The organism is Corynebacterium hansenii (assembly GCF_030408795.1).
In the GTDB taxonomy this organism is placed as follows: Bacteria; Actinomycetota; Actinomycetes; order Mycobacteriales; family Mycobacteriaceae; genus Corynebacterium; species Corynebacterium hansenii.
Map to the genome: position 1 here is coordinate 1,252,334 of NZ_CP047211.1, position 20,224 is coordinate 1,272,557.

Consider the following 20,224-nt stretch of genomic DNA (forward strand, 5'->3'; position numbering starts at 1 on the left):
CGACGACGCGTCCGGTACCCTTGCTCCATGGACGACGGCCGGATCGGCGAGGTCCTCGATGGTGTCGGGGAACGGCTTCGCTCCGCGCGGCGCGCGCGGCAATTGACGCTCGGCGACGTTTCGGAGATGACGGGGATATCGGGGTCGACGCTGTCGCGCCTCGAATCCGGCGGCCGCAGGCCCACGCTGGAGCTTCTGCTGGCCCTGTCCGGCGTCTACGGGCTTCCTCTCGACGACCTCGTCGGCGCCCCGCCGGTGGGGGACCCGCGCGTGCATGCCCGCCCCGTCCGCCGCAACGGCATCACCGTGGTGCCGTTGACCCACGTCCCCGGCCCGCATCAGGCGCTGAAGATGATCCTGCCCGCCTCCCGGTCCACCCCGCGCCCGTGCCGCCACGAAGGGCGGGAGTGGCTCTACGTGCTCTCCGGAACGCTGCGCCTGATCGTCGGCGAGCACGACGTCGAACTGGAGCCGGGCCAGGCGGCGGAGTTCGACACCAGGGCCGCGCACTGGTTCGGCTCCACCGGCGACGGCCCGGTCGAGGTGCTGAGTCTGCTAGGACTTCAGGGGCAGCGCGTCCACCTGACCGATCCGGAGAAGCTTGGCTGACAGCCACAATCCGGCGCCGTAGGTGGCGTGCGCGCGCAGGCTGCCCATCCGCGCCTTCGCCGGGTCGGGCGTCTTGGCGGCGGCCACGCCCATGCCGAACGCCGGCTGCATCAGCAGCCACGGCGCGGCGACGGTGCCCACGCCCATCGCCAGCGCCGGCGCGAGCGTCGGCCGGTCGACCCAATCCGGCTTCAGCGCCACCAGGGCGGCGGCGAACCCGATTCCGATTCCGTAGTGGGCGGCCCAGCCGAGCGGTCGTTCGCCGGGCACGGGCTCGGCGGCCATGATCGGCCGGTGGGCGAACGTACCCGACGGCATGTGGCCGATCCACCGTCCGACCAGGCCGTAGTCGAGGGAACGGGTGCCTCGGGTCCGGCGGAGGATTTCGGCGGTGACGTCCATGAGCGCCGTGGCGCCGGCGCCGATGGCGACGGCGCGCAGCAGCTGCGAGCGGGTGGGGGACATGGGGCTCCTTTCGGGGGAAGTGGTCTGGAGCACAACTATGAACGCGGCATTGAAATCGCCGCAACAGAACTTGCCGAAATGGCAAATACGCCGCTTCCCGCGCCGCGGCGGGCCGTCGTCAAGCCAACCCACCCGGGCCACTACACTCGCCGGAATGATCGAGACCACCATCGCCCGCGAACTCGGGGTGGATCAGGCGCACGTCGCCACCGCCGTGAAGCTCCTCGACGAGGGCAACACCGTGCCCTTCATCGCCCGCTACCGCAAGGAGGCCACAGGCGGCCTCGACGACGGCCAGCTGCGCACCATCGAGGAACGGCTGACCTACCTGCGTGAACTCGAGGACCGCAAGACCGCGGTGCTCAAGGCCATCGAGGAGCAGGGGAAGCTCACCGACGACCTGCGCGCCCTGATCCTGGCCTGCGACACCAAGGCGCGGCTGGAGGACCTCTACCTGCCGTTCAAGAAGAAGCGCCGCACCAAGGCCGACATCGCGCGCGAGGCCGGGCTGGACGGGCTTCTCGACGAGCTGCTGTCCTCGCCGTCCGCCGACCCGTCGCAGATCGCCGCCGGGTACGTCACCGAGGGCTTCGCCGAGCCGAAGGACGCGCTGAACGGCGCCCGGGCGATCCTCGTCGAGTCGTTCTCCACCGACGCCGACCTGGTGGGCGAGGTCCGCGAGCGCGTGTGGTCCACGGGATCGGCGGTGGCGAGCGTCGTCGAGGGCAAGGAGCAGGCCGGCGCGAAGTACCGCGACTACTTCGAGCACACCGAACCTCTGGAGACCATGCCGGGCCACCGCGTCCTGGCGGTGCTGCGCGGCGAATCCGAGGGCATCCTGCAGCTGGGCATCGACGCCGGCGACGACGCCGTCTACGAGGGCATGGTCCGCCGCGCGTTCGACCTGCCCGAATCCGAGTGGATCGACCAGGCCATCCGCTTCGGCTGGCGCACCAAGCTGGAGGTCTCCGCGGCGCTGGACGCCCGCATGCGCCTGAAGGAGCGCGCCGAGGCCGAGGCCGTGGAGGTCTTCGCCCGGAACCTGCGCGATCTGCTGCTCGCCGCCCCGGCCGGGCAGCGCGCGACACTGGGTCTCGACCCGGGCTTCCGCAACGGCGTCAAGTGCGCCGTCGTCGACGGCACGGGCAAGGTGCTGGACACCGCGATCGTCTACCCGCACCAGCCGCAGAACAAGTGGGACGCCGCCCGCGACGCCCTGGCCACCCTGTGCGCCACCCACCGCGTCGAACTCATGGCCGTGGGCAACGGCACGGCATCGCGCGAAACGGACCAGCTGGCTCGCGAGGTCGTCGACCTCCTGGTCAAGGCCGGGGGAGCGCGGCCCGAGCCCGTCACCGTGTCCGAGTCCGGCGCGTCGGTGTACTCGGCGTCCGCTCTGGCCGCGGCGGAGTTCCCCGACATGGACGTGTCGCTGCGCGGCGCGGTCTCCATCGCCCGCCGCCTGCAGGACCCGCTGGCCGAGCTGGTGAAGATCGACCCCAAGTCGATCGGCGTCGGCCAGTACCAGCACGACGTCTCGCAGACGAAGCTGGCACACTCGCTCGACGCGGTCGTGGAGGACGCGGTGAACGCCGTGGGCGTGGAGGTCAACACCGCGTCGGCCCCGCTGCTGGGCCGCGTCGCCGGCGTGAGCTCGACGGTGGCGGAGAACATCGTCGCCTACCGCGACGACAACGGCGCCTTCGCGTCTCGCCGCGAGCTGCTGAAGGTGCCGCGCCTGGGCCCGAAGGCCTTCGAGCAGTGCGCGGGCTTCCTCCGCGTCCGCGGGGCGGCCAACCCGCTCGATGCGTCGGCGGTGCACCCCGAGTCCTATGGCGTCGTCGACCGCATCGCCGAGGCGACGGGCCTGGGCGTGGCGGAGCTGATCGGCAACTCCCGCGTCCTGTCGTCGCTGGACCCGCGCGACTTCGTCGACGAGGCGGCGGGCGTCGGCGTGCCGACCGTCACCGACATCATCGCCGAGCTGGACAAGCCCGGCCGCGACCCGCGCCCCGAGTTCCGGACGGCCAGCTTCAAGGAGGGCGTGGAAAAGGTCTCCGACTTGACCCCGGGCATGATCCTCGAGGGCACGGTCACCAACGTCGCGGCGTTCGGCGCGTTCGTCGACGTCGGCGTGCACCAGGATGGCCTGGTCCATGTCTCCGCCATGAGCAAGGGCTACGTGTCCGACCCGCACGAGGTGGTCAAGTCCGGCGAGGTGGTCAAGGTGAAGGTCATGGACGTCGACGTCGACCGCCAGCGCATCGGCCTGTCGCTGCGCCTCGACGACGAGCCGGGCGCCAAGCCGGAGCGGGGCGGCCGGAACCGGGGAGCGTCGGGAAAGCGCGGCAATCGCGGCAACCGGGGCGCGCAGCGCAAGGGCGGCAACTCCGGCGGCGGCTCCATGGCGGATGCCCTGAAGAGGGCCGGCTTCGGGGCGTAGCCTCGCCCCATGGGAACCTTCACCACTCACTTGACTGCGCTGGCCGATCCCGCGGCGTGGCCGGCCGTCGAAAAGCGGATGCGGTCCGCGCTGGCCGACCTGGGCCTGCGCGCCGACGAGGTCGGGGTGCGGGTCCAGCGCAATTATTGCGAGGAGGACAACATGCTCCTCGACCAGCACATGGCCGCGCATGAGTCGCCGCCGACGGTCGAGGAGATCCACCTCATCCGCGTGCGGTCGTCCGGCGGCAGGTCCGGAGTGGAGGCCGAGCGGGCGATCACGAAGGCCCTGGCCGGTGCGCTGCCCGAGGGCGCCGGTTGGTACGGGACGACCGTCGGGGGCGCGTGAGCCCGGTCAGCTGACGTCGAAGGGGATCTCGAAATCGCCGTCGGGCGTGCCCTTCAGCATCAGCGTCCACGTGCCGGCCTTGCTGCCGAGGCTTTCGTCCATCGACTCGGTGAACTCGCCGGTGCAGCCGGCGTTCGGGTTGAACTGGAGCATCAGGCCGTCGGGGGTCCTCAGCACCACGATGGTCCCGCAGTCCGAGTGGCCCTCCGAGTTCCACGTGACCTTCAGCGGCTCGTTGAGCTTGGGGTTCTTGCTCGGGCCGATGGTCACGGTCGTCGAGCCCTTGGTTTCGACGATGCCTTCGCCGGTGGGGGCGGCAGGGGTTTCGCTTGCGCTCTTAGGGGCCGTGTTCTTCGGGGCGTCGGCCGCCGAGGTTTCGGTAGTCGCGGTTTCCGTCGTCGCGGCGTCGTCGGCCTGCTTGTCGGTGCCGACGTTTCCGCAGGCTGCGAGCCCGAGGGTCAGCGTCGCCGCCGCCGTCATCGCGAGGGCCTTCGTCCGGGTGCTTTTGGTGTGCAATGCGTTTCTCATGGCAATACAATATATGTGGCGAGGGTCACTCGCCATCGGAAGTGGTTGGACGGGGTTGCGCCTGCATGCGGTCGGAGTTGTGCCTCGCGTCCCGCTTGACGACGGCCCGCCGCGCCCATTGAGCGGCCCGTTGCGTGGTGATTTCCCATTTTTCCCCTCGGCCGGGCGATCGTCCCGCGGTCCCGTCGGTTGCCCGGTCATTGAATTCCTGGTGAAACGCCACATGGCCCTATGTGCCGTCCGGTCATTCATGCGGGCACCCGCGCCGCCCTCCGTGCGGGCGACACACACCCACACCCCCCAGCAACCGCCAGTCAGCCATTAGTCGGCTATACGTGCGAGCCTCTTGCGCGCCACCCTGCCTGGTGTGAAAGTGTCCGATGGTGCGAAAAGAAGCGAAAACGTGACGCAATGTTCGAGCGATATCGGTCGAACACGTGTATCATCTGTGGTGAAGCGGGATGGGGATAATGGGCCGGCTTCCGCAGGGGGATCTTGAGGGTTTCCCGTTGACGTTGCAGTTCCAGTTTCTTTTCGCCACCGTGGGGGAATCGACATGGCTTTCGACCATGTTCCATCCGATGCAAGCGACGATGAGCACAACTGTCCGGACCACCACCGCAACCACCACACCCACCCACCCGACAACGGTGGGCGGGACGCACCCGGCCACGTAGACCACCCCGATCAGGTCGATCGGGATAGCGGGGACTGCGGCCAGCAAGAGCCATCGCCGCATAAGCCTGCCGAACCGGAGCCCCGGCCGCATCGGTCAGACGAGCAGGAGGCCCCGCCGCGGAAGAGGTGGGTCACCGAACGCGCAGACGACGCGTTGGCCTGCCTCGCGCGCGGCCGCAACATCGCCGAGGTGGACATGGCGATTGCCTGCACACCCGACGGTGGCACGGACGTCGATTCCCACGCCGCGGCCATCGCCACCCGCATCGGGGCGGGCAAGGTGCGGGCGATGCAGTACTGCGACGTCGGGGTGATGCTCCACCGCATGCCCCGCATCCGCGACTTCTGTACTGGCGGTGTGGTGCCGATGGGGCACCTGGTGAAAATCGCCGCCGCCATCATCGCCGTCACCGACGACCACCTCCCGGAAGTAGAAACCCGGTTCCTGGAGTACCTCACGCCCCGGCGGGACTTCCAGGCGCTTCCCGGCATCAGGGTCTTCGCCCGGCACCTGGCCCGCATCGTCGAGGACATCGAACCGATCTCCACCCCACCCGACGACGAAGAAGAACAACCGGCCTCGGAGGGGTACGTCGCCGACCACGACGCACCCGGTGATCACGGGTGCGTGGAGGTGGTGTTGCGCAAGGACCGGCTGGCCGAGTTCGACGCCACCGTCCGCGCCATCCGCGACACCAAACTCAACGCCGGCGAGACCTGCACCCTCGCCGATGCGCTCATGCACCTGTGCCGGGGAGACCATGGTGGCGCGAACGTCACCCTCAACGTCTACGCCGATGGTGCGGTCACCGATGAGGGGGAGCTTCGGTTGTGGTTGGACGGTGCCGGGTGGTTGCCGAGGTACGTCACGAAGCAGTGGTTGGAACGCGCGAGCTCAGTACGCCTCTCATCCGATTCGGTCACTGGTGGGTATGTGCCCACCGAGGCGCAGAAGGCCAGGGTGCGGGGCCGGGATGGTGGGTGCAGGTTTCCGGGGTGTTCGGTGCCGGCGGATAAGTGCCAGATCGATCATGTCGTCAACTACGACCCCAACCTCGACCACGCCGCGATGGTGGATAACCCGCTGTTCAACACCGCAGGCCACGGTCACGGCGACCATGGCGGCTGCAGCCACGACCATGAGCGTGCCGATGGGTTCGTCGCCGGCAACGCGGCCAATGGCCTGGGTGCGACGGCGACGTGGAACCTGCAGTGCCTGTGCCAGCACCACCACAACCTCAAGACCTCCCGCCACTGGCATGCGGTGATGCACGACGACGCGTCGGTGACGTGGAGCGACCACACCGGCGAAACCCAGGCGACGACGGTGCCGCATGGCCCGATCGCCCACATCAAACGACAGACCTTCGATCAGCGGGCCACCAGGCTGGCGAAGACCATCCGCGCCAACAACGACAAGCGCATGCGGGCCGAAACCCAAGCGCGGGAGGCGATGGACCAAGCCGAGGTTGATGCGGCCTTGCGGGAACACGCCCGACAAACCGCGAAGTATGAGCGTGACATGGCGGAGTTCGTTGCCGGGCCGTTGAATTCACCGGACCCGGTGATCGCGGCGGATGCGCAGGCGGTGGTCGATGCGACCGATGATGGGTGGCCGGGCCTGGGCGACGATGACCTGGACTCGGCGCCTCAGGCGCCGCGGCCGTTGGGGCCGGACCCGACGGTGCCGTTTTGATGAGGCGCTTGACGGTGCCGTGCTGGTGGAGCCACTTGAAGGGGCCGTTCGAATGGCTCCCTTGTGGCGGTGGCGCTTTGATGGTGCCGTTTTGAAGGAGACGCTTAACCTGGCCGTCCCAGGGCGACAAGAAGGCGGACTACCCGTGCAGTCGGTCCAGGCGAGCGTTGATATCGCCGGCCAGGGCCTCGGCGGTTCCGTCGGGGACGACGAACGTCCAACTGGTGCCGGTGGTGTCGATGTCGAGCGCCTCGCCCGACCGCGACGCTACGGCGACTCGCTTGCCACGCGTGCCGGGGAACGACACCGTCCGAATGCCGACGCCTCCCGAATCGCCCCAGTCGTACGTGGCGGGGCGCGCGGCGGTGATCGTGTCCAGGGGAATGGTCTCGCCGAGCAACGCGCGGAACCGCACCGCATCATCATCCACCCGCAGGCGCACGGCATACGTCTGCGCGAGATAAAAGGTGCTGAGCAAGAGAATCAGGAACAACGCCGTGGACAACAGCAACGACGCCACCGCGCCGACCAGCCACATGACCACGAAGATCTTCATCCCCGTCGACGTCACCGTCCGCACCGGTTCGCTGCGGGGACCGCGGAGGAGCGACGGATCGGGGGCCGAATCGGCGGTGGAGGCCGGCGCCGGCGGAATCAACCGGGCGGTCACCGCGCCGACGACCAGTCCGGCGAACGTGCCGATGATCATCCACGCGGAACCGATCACCGTGCCTTCCGCCGACGCGAGCCCCAACTGCGGCGCCAACGTGTCCGGAACGATTCCCGCCATGAAACCGGCGAACACCGGCGCCCCGGGGCCGAGGCTGCGGCGCATGATCCGCGGATGCCGCCGCCACGACCCGAACAAACCGAAGAACAGCACCATCGGCAGCGTCACCACGACCAGGACGGCAAGTATCCCCGCCAACCCGCCGAAACCATCGGCCTCGCCGCCGGCGCCGAAATGCACTGCGATCCGATCCGGCAGCTCACCCCGCACGGACAGCGCCCATCCGACGGCGGCGGCCACGGCGAGCACGGGCGCGGCCACGAAACCCGCCAACCCGATCGGTTCCCATCGGCCGGCCGGGGCACCACGTCGGGGCGTCGTAAAGCGATCCATGTCCCACACGATGCCCGAACCTCCGCCAACCGGGCGGGATTTGGCCCCGACCTGCGGTTCGTGGCATACTGTGCCGGTTGATCGCGGGTTCACCGCCCCCGCCACGGGGAAACGGCGTCCGTCGCGACGGCTGATCATGTTTCGGGCACGAACCGGCCGAGCGCCCCGAGGGGAAGAGCCGCCAGGGTCCTCTGTCCAGCACAGTAGATAGGAAACCAATTCCATGAACATTCTCGACAAGGTTGATGCCGCGTCGCTCCGCGACGACATTCCCGACTTCCGCGCCGGTGACACGGTCGAGGTCAACGTGAAGATCGTCGAGGGCAAGACCGAGCGCATCCAGATGTTCAAGGGCGTCGTGATCCGCCGCCAGGGCGGCGGCATCCGCGAGACCTTCACCGTCCGCAAGATCTCGTTCGGCATCGGCGTCGAGCGCACCTTCCCGGTCCACTCCCCGAACATCGACTCCATCAACGTCGTGTTCCGCGGTGACGTCCGTCGCGCCAAGCTGTACTACCTGCGCAACCTGCGCGGCAAGGCCGCCCGCATCAAGGAGAAGCGCTAAGCGCCCGGAGCCTTTTCGCTCCTGCTCCGTTTCGCTTTGCGACGGCGCCGGTCCCACCCCGACGGTGGGCCCGGCGCCGTCGGCGTTTCGCGCGCGGCAACGCGGCCCCCTCCGGTGCGGCGCGTATAGTTCGTGGGCATGAGCGAGGACGAAGCCACCACCGGGCGGACCTGGAGGCCTTCGGGGCGCCGCGAGGACGAGCCCCGGCCCCGCGAACGCGAACCCGAGGCCGTGACCGAGGCCGACGAAGGGGAAGAGAAGCGGCAGACGCCGTGGTTCATCGAGATCCCGATCATCATCGTCATCGCGCTGCTGATTTCCGTGGGCGTGCAGACGTTCGTGGGCCGCGTGTACCTGATCCCCTCGGAGTCGATGGAGCCGACGCTGCACGGCTGCCAGGGCTGCACTGGCGACCGGATCTGGGTGGACAAGCTGAGCTACCGGTTCTCCGACCCGGAGCCGGGCGACGTCCTGGTGTTCAACGGCCCGCCGTCGTGGGACGACTCGTTCGTCAACCACCGCTCCCCGAACCCGGTGGTCAATTCGCTGCAGACGCTGGGCAGCTGGATCGGCGTCGTCGCGCCGAATGAAAACGCACTGGTCAAGCGCGTCATCGCGACCGGCGGCCAGACGGTGCAGTGTCGTGAGGGCGACCCCGGGATCATGGTCGACGGCAAGCTCGTCGACGAATCCTTCACCCTGGCCCCGCCGCAGAACCCGATCGACCCGACCACGGGCTCGGAGGCGTGCGGCGGCCCCTTCTTCGGCCCCGTCACCATCCCGGCCGATCACCTGTGGATGATGGGCGACAACCGCACCAACTCCCTCGACTCCCGCTACCACCTCGGCGACGAGTTCCAGGGCTCCGTGCCGGTGGCCAACGTGGTGGGCAAGGTCCAGGCGATCATCCTGCCGTTCAGCCGCATCGGCGGCGTCGATGACCCGGACATCCAGGGCAAGTAGCGCCGACCGTCCCGCGCTGCTCGACGACCTGCCGCGACCGGCGCTGCGCAGGCTCGCGCAGGACCGGATGTTCGAGGTCGCGCTGGACTCCCGCGGGTTCGGGCCGGTCGCCGGCGTCGACGAGGCGGGCCGGGGCGCGTGCGCGGGGCCGATCGTCATCGCGGCGTGCATCCTGCCGCGCCGCACGATCCCGGAGCTCGCCGCCCTGACCGATTCGAAGGCGCTGTCGCCGGCGGCCCGCGAGCGCCTGTTCCCGCTGATCCATCGCTTTGCGACGGCCGTGTCCACCGTCGTCATCCCCGCAGCGGAGATCGACGCGCTGGGCATCCAGCACGCGAACGTTTCGGGGATGCGGAGGGCCGTCGAAAAGCTCGATGCCCCGGCCGGGTACGTGCTCACCGACGCGATGAAGGTGCCCGGCCTGCCGGCGCCCCACCTGCCGATGATCGGGGGCGACGCGGCGGCCCGATGCATCGCCGCCGCGAGTGTCGTCGCCAAAGTGACCAGGGACCGCATTATGTTTGACCTCGACGAGCAATTGCCGGGCTACGGCCTGGCGGCCCACAAGGGCTACGGCACCGCCGCGCACATGGCCGCGGTGGAGCTGCTCGGCGCGAGCCGGGAACACCGGAGAAGCTACGCCAACGTGGCGGCGGCGCACCGTCGCCACCGCAGGACAGACGCAATGGAAGACCGAACCGCAACCGAGGGGAGACGCTGACGTGAGCGCCGAAGATCTGGACAACTACGAGGCCGAAGTCGAGCTGTCCCTCTACAAGGAATACCGCGACGTGGTCAGCCAGTTCGCCTACGTCGTGGAGACGGAGCGCCGCTTCTACCTGGCCAACGCCGTGGAGCTGATCCCGCACAACTCCGGCGGCGAGGTGTACTTCGAGCTGCGGATGTCCGACGCATGGGTGTGGGACATGTACCGTCCCGCGCGGTTCGTGAGGTACGTCCGCGTGATCACCTTCAAGGACGTCAACATCGAGGAGCTGGACAAACCCGACCTGCGGCTTCCCGAGTAGGAACCGTTCATCCACAGGCCCCGATCCATCCACGGATCCCGCCCGCCGGCGCACCCGCCGGCGGGCTTTTCCGTGCCCGCCGCCGCATGGTCGGGGCGTGAACGAAAAGACGAATCGGGACCTCGGCCACGAAGGCGAGGTCGCAGCGATGGCATATCTGGCCGGGCGGGGGATGGAGCTCATCGGGGCGAACATCCGGGTGGGCAGGGATGAACTCGACGCCGTTTTCGCCGACGGCGACGCGGTGGTCGTGGTGGAGGTCAAGACCCGCTCGACGCCGATGATGGGCGGGGGACTGGAGGCGGTGACGCCGGCGAAGATGCGCTCGCTGCGCAGGGGCGTCGCCCGGTGGTTGCGCGAGACCGGCAGAACCTGCGACCACGTGCGTTTCGACGTCGTCGACGTCGTCCCGGTTCCCGGGGACCTGGCGATCCAGTGGTTCCGGGATGTGGCGTAGATGAGCGTCGGGCGTGCGCTGTCGGTGGCGCTGCAGGGACTGGACGGGGTCGTCGTGGAGGTGGAGGCCGACGTCGGGCGGGGACTGCCGGGCATGCACATCGGCGGGCTGGGCGATGCGGCGGTGGCCGAGGCCAGGGACCGGGTGCGCACCGCGGCCGTGAACTCGGGGCTGACGTGGCCGCGGACGAAGGTGGTGGTCTCTATGTCTCCGGCGAGCCTGCGCAAGCACGGGTCCGCGTTCGACCTGGCCATCGTGTGCGCGGTGCTGTCGGCCGGGCTCGACGCGGAAGACGAGGCGCGCGGCAGGCTCGAGCGGACCGCGCTGCTCGGCGAGGTCGGTCTCGACGGTGCGGTGCGGCCGGTCCAGGGGATCCTGCCGGCGGTCATGGCCGCGCGGGATGCGGGGCTGCGGTGGGTGGTGGTGCCGACGGGCAACCTCGGGGAAGCCGCACTGGTCGGGGGAATCGCCGTGGGCGGGGTGTCCACTCTGGCTCAGCTGTGGCGATGGGCGCTGACGGGGGAAGGCGTGGATGCGGCGGACGGGGAGCCGCGGGGCGTCGTCAAGCGGGACCAGCCGGACATGCGGGACATCCACGGCCAGGAGGATGCGCGGCGGGCGCTCGAGGTCGTCGCCGCCGGCGGGCACCATCTGTTCCTGTCGGGCCCGCCGGGGACGGGCAAGTCGATGCTCGCCGCGCGGCTGCCGGGGATACTCCCGCCGCTGGCGGAGTCCGAGGCGCTGGAGGTCACGGCGGTGCATTCGGTGTCGGGGCGGATGGGCGCGCACGACGGCGGCCTGATCGCGCACCCGCCGTTCGTGGCGCCGCACCACACGGTGAGCGCGGCGTCGCTGCTGGGAGGGGGATCCGGCATGCCGCGCCCGGGGGCGATGAGCATGGCCCACGGAGGGGTGCTGTTCCTCGACGAGGTCACGCTCATGCCGGCGCGGGTGCTCGACGCGCTGCGCACGCCGCTGGAACGCGGCGAGGTGACGCTGCTGAGGTCGCGGCACCAGGTGCGCTACCCGTGCCGCGTGCAGCTGGTGATGGCCGCCAACCCCTGCCCGTGCGGCGCCGCCGAACCCGAGGAGTGCATCTGCGCGCCGGGCGTGCGGCGCAGGCACATGGCGGCGGTGTCGGGTCCTTTGCGCGACCGCATCGACGTGCAGCTGTCCATCCACCCGCGGCACTCGGTGGTGCGGCCCGAGCCGGGGGAGGAATCGGCGGCGATCCGCGAACGCGTCATCGCCGCCAGGCAGCGGGGGCGGGCCCGCTGGGAGGCGATGGGCGTCGAGGGGGCCGTGGCCAACTCGGCGGTGCCTGGGCCAGTGCTGCGCAGGCGCGCGCCGGCCGACGACGCGGGCATGGCGTACCTGGAATGCCGGCTGGCGGAGCGCACCGTCACCCAACGCGGCGTCGACAGGGCGCTGCGGGTCGCGTGGACGCTGGCGGACCTGGGGGAACGCGACCGGCCGACCCTGGAGGACGTGGCCACCGCCTGCGACCTGCATGCGCCCGTGGACGGGGAGGCGGCGGCATGACGCGCCGGGCGTGGGCGTATCTGGCGCGGACGGTGGAGGGGCCGCACCCGGCGTTGAATGAGCTGCTGGGGCAAGTCGGCCCAGAGGAGGCCGCCGAGCGGATCAAACGGCGCGCGGGCCTGCCGCGGGAACTGGCGGGGGCGACGGAATCCCGCCATCACGTGGATCGGTCCGCCGAGGACCTGGACATCGCCGCCCGCCACGGGTTCCGGTTGGTCGCCCCGGATGACGACGAATGGCCCGTCGACGCCATCCAGCATTTCCTGGGGTCCACCGCCCCCGGGCCCGAAGCCGCGCCGCCGCATGCGCTGTGGGTGCGCGGGAGCGGGCTGGCCGGGCTGGTCGACGACTCGGTCGCGATGGTCGGCACAAGGGCCGCGACCTCCTACGGCGTGCGCATGACCGAGCGCCTGGCCGCCGGCGTGGCGCGGGCGGGGGCGACGGTGGTCAGCGGCGGGGCGCTGGGCATCGACGCGGTGGCGCACCGGACGGCGCTGGAAGTCGGCGGGCGGACCGTCGTCGTGGCGGCCTGCGGGCCCGGCGTGGACTACCCGGCGGCGCACGTCGATCTGTTCCGGAGGGTCGGGGACGGGGGAGGGGCCATCGTCACGGAGTACCCGCCGGGCGTCAGGCCGGCGCGCCACCGGTTCCTGACCCGCAACCGGCTCGTGGCGGGGCTGACGGGGGCGACGGTGCTCGTGGAGGCGGGGTGGCGGTCGGGGGCCCGCAACACGGCGGCGTGGGCACGGCACATGAACCGGCCCGTGGGGGCAGTGCCGGGGCCGGCGACGTCGGCGTCGTCGACGGGCTGCCACGACGCCATCCGGGAAGGCGACGCGGTGCTGGTCACCGGGCCCGACCACGTGCTCGCGCTGTATCGCGGGGTGGGGTCCGTCGACGAAGACGCGCAGCTGGAGCTGGACTGGGCGGCGAATCCGGTGCAGTCGCTCGGGCGCAACGAGCTGCGGGTCTACGACGCCACGCCGACGCCGGGCGCCGGAGGCTCGGACACCGCCGCCATCGCGGGTGAGGCGGGGCTGACGCTGCCGTTGACCATGCACCTGTTGCTCGCCCTCGAGGGAAAGGGTTTGGTGGTGCGCGAAGGCAGCGCGTGGCGGCGCGCGGGCCGCTAAAACGGCAGGGGATAGGCCATTGGAAAATGGGGGGTTGCTTTTTCCGTTCCCCTACGTAAGATAGGTCAGGCAAGCCTAAGGGATTGGCCGATACGGGCTGGTAACGGCCAATCTTCCCGCCAACGGCGGGCCGGAAACTGGCGCCGTGTCTTCAGGGGTCGCGGCGACCATCCGGCTCACCGGGGTATGGTTTTGCATCATGGGTGAGGCACCGACGACGGCTTCCGGAGGGCCCGCGGATAACGCGGACTGCCGGGGGTCGTCGTCGCCTCTTTCGCCCAACCTCGACGCCGCGCTGGGCGACTTCCTCGACCACCTCGAGCACGTCCGCGGCCTCGCGCCGCGCACCATCCGCGCCTACCGCGCCGACCTCGCGCCGCTGCTTGCGGGCATCGGCGACATCTCCGAACTCGACGTGCGCGTCATCCGCGCCCACCTCGGCGCCCGGCACCGGGCGGGGGCGGCGCGCACCTCGCTGGCCAGGGCGGTCACCTCCATCCGCCGCTTCGGCGCGTGGGCGGTGTCCGCGGGGCTCCTCGACGCCGACCCCGCCGCCCGCGTCACCGGCCCCCGGCCGCACCGGCACCTTCCGGAGATCCTCACCGTCGAGCAGGCCGACGCGATGCTTGAGGGTTTCGACGGCGACGGGGGAGAGCCCGCGCCGGCGGAGATCCGCGACCGCGCCATGATCGAACTCCTCTACGCCGCGGGCATCCGCGTCGGCGAACTGTGCGCCCTGGACGTCGGCGACGTCGATCTCGGCCGCGCCACGCTCACCGTCACGGGCAAGGGCGACAAGCAGCGCACCGTGCCCTTCGGCGAACCCGCCGCCCGCGCGCTGGAGGAATGGATCGGCGCCCGCGCGCAACTGCTCGCCGAGGGGAAGGCGAACCCGGCCCTGTTCCTCGGCGTCCGGGGCGGCCGGCTGGACCCCCGCCAGGCCCGCCGCATCGTGCACGCGCGGACCAAGGCCGCCGGCGTGGACATGTCGCCGCACGGGCTGCGCCACTCCGCCGCCACGCACATGGTCGAGGGAGGCGCCGATCTGCGCGTGGTCCAGGAGATGCTCGGCCACAGTTCGCTGGGCACCACGCAGATCTACACGCACGTCTCCACGGATCGGCTCCGCGAGGCGCACCGCAAGGCGCACCCGCGGGCCTAAACCACCGGCGGTTTCAGCACGATCGGCCGCCGCGCCAGCAGGTCCAGGGGGTTGAGGTAGTCCCGCCCCCGCAGCGCGCCCCAATGCAGGCCGGGGTCGGGGCCTGCCTCCAGCGTCCCGATCACGGTGCCGCGCGACACCCGGTCGCCGCGCCGGACCGACCAGCGCACGGGCTGGTACGTCGTGCGGATCCCGTCGGCGTGCATCACGGACACCGTCGGCGTCGACGCGACCATGCCGGCGAAATGCACCACCCCATCGCCCGAGGCCCGCACCGGAGCCCCGACCGGCGCCGCCAGGTCGACGCCCCGGTGGCCCGGCAGCCAGCGCTCCGCGGGCGGGTCATAAGGCACGACGACGCCGCCGTCGACGGGTTTCGCGTGCGCCACCGGGGAAATGCCGGAGGCCTCCGCCGCCCATGGCACGGCGAGCAGGATCGCGCACAGGGCGGCGAGCAGCACGCCGAGTTCGCGGTGGGGTGCGGTCATGGGGCCAGATGACCCGGGCGGCGGGCCGTCGTCAAGCAAAAGGGCCCGTGCCGGACGGCCGATTGTGGATCGATCCGGCCCCGTGGAAAAGCGGCCCGAAACGCCCCGCGCCGGCATTGGCGCGACCAGCGGCGTTGCGCTAAGCTACTTCCCGCAGTGTGCCCGGACGACCCGGGCCGCTGACTACGCGCGCCGCACATCGCAGCCGACGTCGCCAGGTGCCCGGTGGAAACCGGGAGGTGGCCGAGGTTCCCGCGGCGCCAGGGTGCGGGGAAAACCCGCACGCGACTTCAACCGAACATCAATCAGAAAGCGAGGAAGGGAAGCAGCCGCGGTCCCAGTCAGACCGGACGAGAGGCCTTCCCTGAATTCACATGGCTGTCGTTTCCATGCGCGAACTCCTCGACGCCGGCGTCCACTTCGGACACCAGACGCGTCGCTGGAACCCCAAGATGAAGCGTTTCATCTTCACCGACCGCAACGGCATCTACATCATCGACCTGCAGCAGACGCTGACCTACATCGATGAGGCGTACGAGTTCGTCAAGGAGACCGTCGCCCACGGCGGCAACATCCTTTTCGTCGGCACCAAGAAGCAGGCCCAGGAGGCCGTGCAGAACGAGGCCGAGCGCGTCGACATGCCCTACGTCAACCACCGTTGGCTCGGCGGCATGCTGACCAACTTCCAGACCGTCGCGAAGCGCCTGTCCCGCCTGAAGGAGCTTCAGGCCATGGACGCCGCCGAGAACGGCTACGAGGGTCGCACCAAGAAGGAAATCCTCATGCTGACCCGCGAGCGCACCAAGCTGGAGCGCACCCTGGGCGGCATCCGCGACATGGCCAAGGTCCCCTCGGCCCTGTGGATCGTGGACACCAACAAGGAGCACATCGCGGTCTCCGAGGCGAAGAAGCTGGGCATCCCGGTCGTCGCCATCCTGGACACCAACTGCGACCCGGACGACGTCGACTTCCCGATCCCGGGCAACGACGACGCCATCCGCTCCGCCACCGTCCTGACCCGCATCATCTCCTCCGCCGTGGAGGAGGGCCGCCGCGTCCGCGCCGAGCGCGAGGTCGCCGCCTCCCGCGAGGCCGCCGGCGACGCCCCGGCCGAGGCGCCGGCCGCCGAGCAGGCCGAGGCGCCCGCCGCCGAGCAGGCCGAGGCCCCGGCCGCCGAGTAATTTCGCGGAGACGGGAAACCGTCGATGTGGGAGACTGGCCGCACGGACAGTCTCACGGGCCGCACCAGACGGCCCATCCGACAAACGACACCAAGGAGGATCGCCGCACATGGCGAATTTCACCGCCGCCGACGTCAAGAAGCTCCGCGAGCTCACCGGCTCCGGCATGAAGGCCTGCAAGGACGCCCTGGTCGAGACCGAGGGCGACTTCGACAAGGCCGTCGAGATCCTGCGCGTCAAGGGCGCCAAGGACGTGGGCAAGCGCGCCGAGCGCACCGCCGCCGAGGGCCTGGTCGCCGTCTCCGGCAACACCATGGTCGAGGTCAACTCCGAGACCGACTTCGTGGCCAAGAACTCCGAGTTCATCGAGTTCGCCAACAAGGTCGCGGAGGCCGCCGCCAAGGTCAAGGCCAACTCCCCGGAGGAGCTCGCCGCCGCCGACCTCGACGGCCAGTCCGCCGCCGACGCCACCCACGAGCTGTCCGCCAAGATCGGCGAGAAGCTCGAGCTGCGCCGCGCCGTGACGCTGGAGGGCGACAACGTCGCCGTCTACCTGCACCGCCGTGCCGCCGACCTGCCCGCCGGCGTCGGCGTGCTGGTCGCCTACGAGGGCTCCGGCGAGGAGGCCGAGCAGGCCGCCCACGTCGCCGCCATGCAGGTCGCCGCCCTCAAGGCGCAGTACCTGTCCCGCGATGATGTCCCGGCGGACCGCGTCGAGTCCGAGCGCGCCGTCCTGGAGAACATCACCCGCGAGGAGGGCAAGCCCGAGGCCGCCCTCCCGAAGATCGTCGAGGGCCGCCTCAACGGCTTCTTCAAGGACATCGTCCTCCTGGAGCAGGCGTCCGTCGCCGACTCCAAGAAGACCGTCAAGCAGCTCATGGACGAGGCCGGCGTCACGCTGACCGGTTTCGCCCGCTTCGAGGTCGGCCAGCACTAGGGCCGACGCGCGAGCGCGAGGGGCGGGCACCGGACCTTCAACGGTTCGGGGCCCGCCCCTTCGCGCGTGTACCATTTCCGATAGCCGATCCACCCCGCACAGAAAGAAGGGCCATGACCGACACCACCTCCGACAAGGACACCCGAACCGGTTTCCGGCGAGTGATGCTGAAGTTGGGCGGTGAGATGTTCGGCGGCGGTTCGGTGGGCGTGGATCCCAACGTCGTCGAGAACGTCGCCCGCCAGATCGCGGAGGTCGCCCGGGCGGGGACCGAGGTGTGCGTGGTCATCGGCGGCGGCAACTTCTTCCGCGGCGCGCAGCTGCAGCAGCGCGGCATGGACCGCGCCCGCTCGGACTACATGGGCATGCTCGGCACCGTCATGAACTGCCTGGCGCTGCAGGACTTCCTCGAGCAGCAGGGCGTCGAGACGCGCGTGCAGACGGCCATCCAGATGACCCAGGTCGCCGAGCCGTACCTGCCGCTGCGCGCCAAGCGCCACCTGGAGAAGGGCCGCGTGGTCATCTTCGGCGCCGGCATGGGCATGCCGTACTTCTCCACCGACACCACCGCCGCCCAGCGCGCGCTGGAGATCGGCTGCGAGGTGCTGCTCATGGCCAAGGGCGTCGACGGGGTCTACTCGGACGATCCGCGCGAGAACCCCGACGCCGAGCTGTTCGACCACATCAGCCACCGCGAGGTCATCGAGCGGGAGCTGCGCGTCGCCGACGCCACGGCGTTCTCGCTGTGCATGGACAACGACATGCCGATCCTCGTGTTCAATCTGCTCACGGACGGCAACATCGCCCGCGCCGTGGCGGGCGAGCACATCGGCACGCTGGTCCGCAGCTGATAGATTAAAGACCCGTAACATCCGCGAGGGACGAGTCCGACAGGTCCCAGACAGAAGAGGCGACGATGATCGACGAGACGCTGCTCGATGCAGAAGAGAAGATGGCCAACTCCGTGGAGCACTGCCGCGAGGAGCTGACCCACATCCGCACGGGACGCGCGAACCCCGCGATGTTCAACGGCGTCATGGCCGAGTACTACGGCGCGCCGACCCCGATCACCCAGATGGCCACCATCTCGGTGCCGGAGCCGCGGATGCTCATCATCAAGCCGTACGAGGCGTCGGTCATGCAGGACATCGAAAACGCCATCCGCAACTCGGATCTGGGCGTCAACCCGACCAACGACGGCCACGTCCTGCGCGTCACCGTGCCGCAGCTGACCGAGGAGCGCCGCCGCGAGATGGCCAAGATGGCCAAGGGCAAGGGCGAGGACGCCAAGATCGCCATCCGCAACGTGCGCCGCAAGGGCATGGAGTCGCTGAAGAAGATCCAGAAGGACGGTGACGCGGGCGAGGACGAGGTCCAGACCGCGGAGAAGGAGCTCGACTCCGTCACCAAGAAGTACGTCGAGCAGGTCGACTCGCTCGTCGAGCGCAAGGAAAGCGAGCTGATGGAGGTCTAGGACCCCGTTGGCCCCGCCGTCCCAGACCCTGCCACCGACCGGAGCTGACGTGCCCTCGCCGAATCCAGAGCGCCTCATGGAGGAGCTCCGCCTTCCCAAGCCCCGCAATTCCGCGGGGCGCAACGTGCCCGTGGCCATCGCCATGGGCGTGTTTTTGGGCTCGTTGGTCATCGGTTCGCTGTTCCTGGGCCCGTGGGCCTGGTACGTGCTCGTCGCCGGCGCCGCGGCGCTGGGGACGTGGGAGGTCGCCCAGCGCCTGCGGGAGTCGGATTGGATGCTGCCGCGCCCGGTGCTGATCCTCGGCGGCCAGTCGATGATCTGGCTGTCCTGGCCGATGGGCGTCCGGGGCATCGCGGTGGGACTGGTGGCGACCCTCATATCCCTGCTGGTCAGCAGGTTGTTCCTCTACGGGGCGAACGAGGCCCCGCGCAATTGGCTCCGCGACGTCGGCGTCGGGTGCTTCGTCATCCTCTGGATCCCGCTGTGCCTCGCGTTCGCCGCGAGCCTCGCGCGGATGCCCACGCCGGGCGACGTGAACCCCGTGTGGGTGATCGTCGCCTTCATGCTGTGCGTGGTGGCCAACGACGTCGGCGGCTACATCGCCGGCGTGTTCTTCGGCAAGCACCCGATGGCGCCGGCGGTGAGCCCGAAGAAGTCCTGGGAGGGCTTCGCCGGCTCGGTCGCCTTCGGTGCCGCGGTGGGCGTCGCCTGCGCGGTGCTGCTTCTCGACGCCCCGTGGTGGTTCGGTTTGGCCCTGGGCATTCTGCTCGTGGTCTCCGCGACGCTCGGAGACCTGGTGGAATCCCAGTTCAAACGGGACCTGGGCATCAAGGACATGTCCACGATGATCCCGGGCCACGGCGGCCTGATGGACCGCCTCGACGGCATGCTCCCCGCCGCCGCCATGACGTGGATGCTGCTGTCCGTCATCGGCCTCTGACGGTCAGCGGTTCTTCAGCTGGCGCCTCATCTCGAACATCTTCCAGATGCCGGCGCAGGCCATGATCAGGCCGCCGATGATCGACGCCAGCAGCAGGCCGACGCCCAGCGGGAAGTTCCACGTCCACGCGAACAGGTGGAGCTCGACGGACTGCTGGTTCTGCAGGATGAAGACCAGCAGCAGGATCAGCAGCAGCGCGCCGATGATGAGCGCGACCCACGTGCTCGAGGCGGCGCCGCCGCGCTTGGCGGGTTTCGTCTCGCGCGGGGGAGCGGTTTCGGGAGCCGTTTCGGTCACGGGCGCGGGCTCTACCGCCGTGTCGTCGTAACGCTCCATCGGCGTCTGCTCGGGGGGAAGGGGGCGCCCGTCGCGGGGGCGTCCGGAAGCGGCGGGGTAATCGTGTTCATTCATGTACACCATTCAACCGTGCCGCGCGGTTCGCCGCCATGGGGAGCCGCGTGCGA

General features: G+C 70.1%; 22 protein-coding genes. 17 read left to right on the plus strand and 5 right to left on the minus strand.

Going from position 1 to position 20,224, the window contains the following annotated elements; all coding sequences use genetic code 11:
- The first annotated feature begins 27 nt into the window (after positions 1–27).
- Positions 28–609, plus strand: coding sequence for a helix-turn-helix domain-containing protein (locus CHAN_RS05525; protein WP_290292669.1), 582 nt, complete (start codon positions 28–30; stop codon positions 607–609).
- Here CHAN_RS05525 and CHAN_RS05530 read toward each other — a convergent pair.
- Positions 556–1,074, minus strand: a complete 519-nt coding sequence (locus CHAN_RS05530) for a DUF2938 domain-containing protein (protein WP_290292671.1) — start codon at positions 1,072–1,074, stop codon at positions 556–558. The two genes, CHAN_RS05525 and CHAN_RS05530, sit on opposite strands and share 54 nt — an antisense overlap.
- A gap of 154 nt (positions 1,075–1,228) precedes the next feature.
- Here CHAN_RS05530 and CHAN_RS05535 point away from each other — a divergent pair, with 154 nt between their 5' ends.
- Positions 1,229–3,517: a Tex family protein gene (locus CHAN_RS05535; RefSeq protein ID WP_290292673.1), complete on the plus strand. Its 2,289-nt coding sequence runs from the start codon at positions 1,229–1,231 to the stop codon at positions 3,515–3,517.
- 9 nt (positions 3,518–3,526) lie between these two features.
- Positions 3,527–3,865: a hypothetical protein gene (locus tag CHAN_RS05540; RefSeq protein ID WP_290292675.1), complete on the plus strand. Its 339-nt coding sequence runs from the start codon at positions 3,527–3,529 to the stop codon at positions 3,863–3,865.
- Between the two features lie 6 nt (positions 3,866–3,871).
- Here CHAN_RS05540 and CHAN_RS05545 read toward each other — a convergent pair whose 3' ends face one another.
- Positions 3,872–4,393 (minus strand): hypothetical protein, encoded by a 522-nt coding sequence (locus tag CHAN_RS05545; protein WP_290292677.1) that lies wholly within the window; start codon positions 4,391–4,393, stop codon positions 3,872–3,874.
- A gap of 868 nt (positions 4,394–5,261) precedes the next feature.
- Here CHAN_RS05545 and CHAN_RS05550 point away from each other — a divergent pair.
- Positions 5,262–6,767, plus strand: a complete 1,506-nt coding sequence (locus CHAN_RS05550) for an HNH endonuclease signature motif containing protein (protein WP_290292679.1) — start codon at positions 5,262–5,264, stop codon at positions 6,765–6,767.
- A gap of 139 nt (positions 6,768–6,906) precedes the next feature.
- Here CHAN_RS05550 and CHAN_RS05555 read toward each other — a convergent pair whose 3' ends face one another.
- Entirely contained in the window at positions 6,907–7,890 is a 984-nt protein-coding gene (locus CHAN_RS05555) for a DUF1648 domain-containing protein (RefSeq protein ID WP_290292682.1), read from the minus strand.
- 223 nt (positions 7,891–8,113) lie between these two features.
- Between CHAN_RS05555 and rplS the strand changes: the two genes are divergently transcribed.
- The 8 genes from rplS to CHAN_RS05595 all read left to right on the plus strand — a co-directional run bounded on the left by rplS (position 8,114) and on the right by CHAN_RS05595 (position 14,740).
- Positions 8,114–8,455, plus strand: a complete 342-nt coding sequence (gene rplS / locus CHAN_RS05560; protein ID WP_048743977.1) for a 50S ribosomal protein L19 — start codon at positions 8,114–8,116, stop codon at positions 8,453–8,455.
- Between the two features lie 138 nt (positions 8,456–8,593).
- Entirely contained in the window at positions 8,594–9,418 is an 825-nt protein-coding gene (lepB, locus tag CHAN_RS05565; protein ID WP_048743978.1) for a signal peptidase I, read from the plus strand.
- Positions 9,393–10,139 (plus strand): ribonuclease HII, encoded by a 747-nt coding sequence (locus CHAN_RS05570; protein ID WP_290292686.1) that lies wholly within the window; start codon positions 9,393–9,395, stop codon positions 10,137–10,139. The genes lepB and CHAN_RS05570 overlap by 26 nt, the downstream gene beginning before the upstream one ends.
- 1 nt (position 10,140) lies before the next feature.
- Positions 10,141–10,446 (plus strand): DUF2469 domain-containing protein, encoded by a 306-nt coding sequence (locus CHAN_RS05575; RefSeq protein WP_046650144.1) that lies wholly within the window; start codon positions 10,141–10,143, stop codon positions 10,444–10,446.
- Positions 10,447–10,543: 97 nt separating this feature from the next.
- Positions 10,544–10,903: a YraN family protein gene (locus CHAN_RS05580; RefSeq protein ID WP_153251605.1), complete on the plus strand. Its 360-nt coding sequence runs from the start codon at positions 10,544–10,546 to the stop codon at positions 10,901–10,903.
- Positions 10,904–12,445, plus strand: coding sequence for a YifB family Mg chelatase-like AAA ATPase (locus tag CHAN_RS05585; RefSeq protein ID WP_290292694.1), 1,542 nt, complete (start codon positions 10,904–10,906; stop codon positions 12,443–12,445).
- The gene (gene dprA / locus CHAN_RS05590; RefSeq protein WP_290292697.1) at positions 12,442–13,578 is read left to right on the plus strand and encodes a DNA-processing protein DprA; all 1,137 of its coding nucleotides are present in this window, start codon (positions 12,442–12,444) and stop codon (positions 13,576–13,578) included. Before CHAN_RS05585 ends, dprA begins: the two co-directional genes overlap by 4 nt.
- A 199-nt stretch (positions 13,579–13,777) precedes the next feature.
- The gene (locus CHAN_RS05595) at positions 13,778–14,740 is read left to right on the plus strand and encodes a tyrosine recombinase XerC (protein ID WP_290292699.1); all 963 of its coding nucleotides are present in this window, start codon (positions 13,778–13,780) and stop codon (positions 14,738–14,740) included.
- Here the strand turns inward: CHAN_RS05595 and CHAN_RS05600 are convergent.
- On the minus strand, positions 14,737–15,228 hold the full coding sequence (locus CHAN_RS05600) for a murein hydrolase activator EnvC family protein (RefSeq protein ID WP_290292701.1): 492 nt from the start codon (positions 15,226–15,228) through the stop codon (positions 14,737–14,739). The two genes, CHAN_RS05595 and CHAN_RS05600, sit on opposite strands and share 4 nt — an antisense overlap.
- A 374-nt stretch (positions 15,229–15,602) precedes the next feature.
- Here CHAN_RS05600 and rpsB point away from each other — a divergent pair, with 374 nt between their 5' ends.
- The 5 genes from rpsB to CHAN_RS05625 all read left to right on the plus strand — a co-directional run bounded on the left by rpsB (position 15,603) and on the right by CHAN_RS05625 (position 19,760).
- Positions 15,603–16,409, plus strand: a complete 807-nt coding sequence (rpsB, locus tag CHAN_RS05605; protein ID WP_290292702.1) for a 30S ribosomal protein S2 — start codon at positions 15,603–15,605, stop codon at positions 16,407–16,409.
- 109 nt (positions 16,410–16,518) lie between these two features.
- Complete coding sequence (gene tsf / locus CHAN_RS05610; protein ID WP_048743990.1) at positions 16,519–17,346, plus strand: translation elongation factor Ts; 828 nt, start codon at positions 16,519–16,521, stop codon at positions 17,344–17,346.
- A gap of 113 nt (positions 17,347–17,459) precedes the next feature.
- A complete protein-coding gene (pyrH, locus tag CHAN_RS05615) occupies positions 17,460–18,197 on the plus strand; it encodes a UMP kinase (RefSeq protein WP_048743992.1) in 738 nt (245 codons plus the stop codon).
- A gap of 65 nt (positions 18,198–18,262) precedes the next feature.
- Entirely contained in the window at positions 18,263–18,820 is a 558-nt protein-coding gene (frr, locus tag CHAN_RS05620) for a ribosome recycling factor (RefSeq protein ID WP_290292706.1), read from the plus strand.
- A 76-nt stretch (positions 18,821–18,896) separates the two neighbouring features.
- Positions 18,897–19,760 (plus strand): phosphatidate cytidylyltransferase, encoded by an 864-nt coding sequence (locus tag CHAN_RS05625; RefSeq protein WP_048743996.1) that lies wholly within the window; start codon positions 18,897–18,899, stop codon positions 19,758–19,760.
- A gap of 3 nt (positions 19,761–19,763) precedes the next feature.
- Here the strand turns inward: CHAN_RS05625 and CHAN_RS05630 are convergent, their stop codons facing one another.
- Positions 19,764–20,171, minus strand: a complete 408-nt coding sequence (locus CHAN_RS05630) for a LapA family protein (protein WP_290292707.1) — start codon at positions 20,169–20,171, stop codon at positions 19,764–19,766.
- Positions 20,172–20,224: the final 53 nt, after the last annotated feature.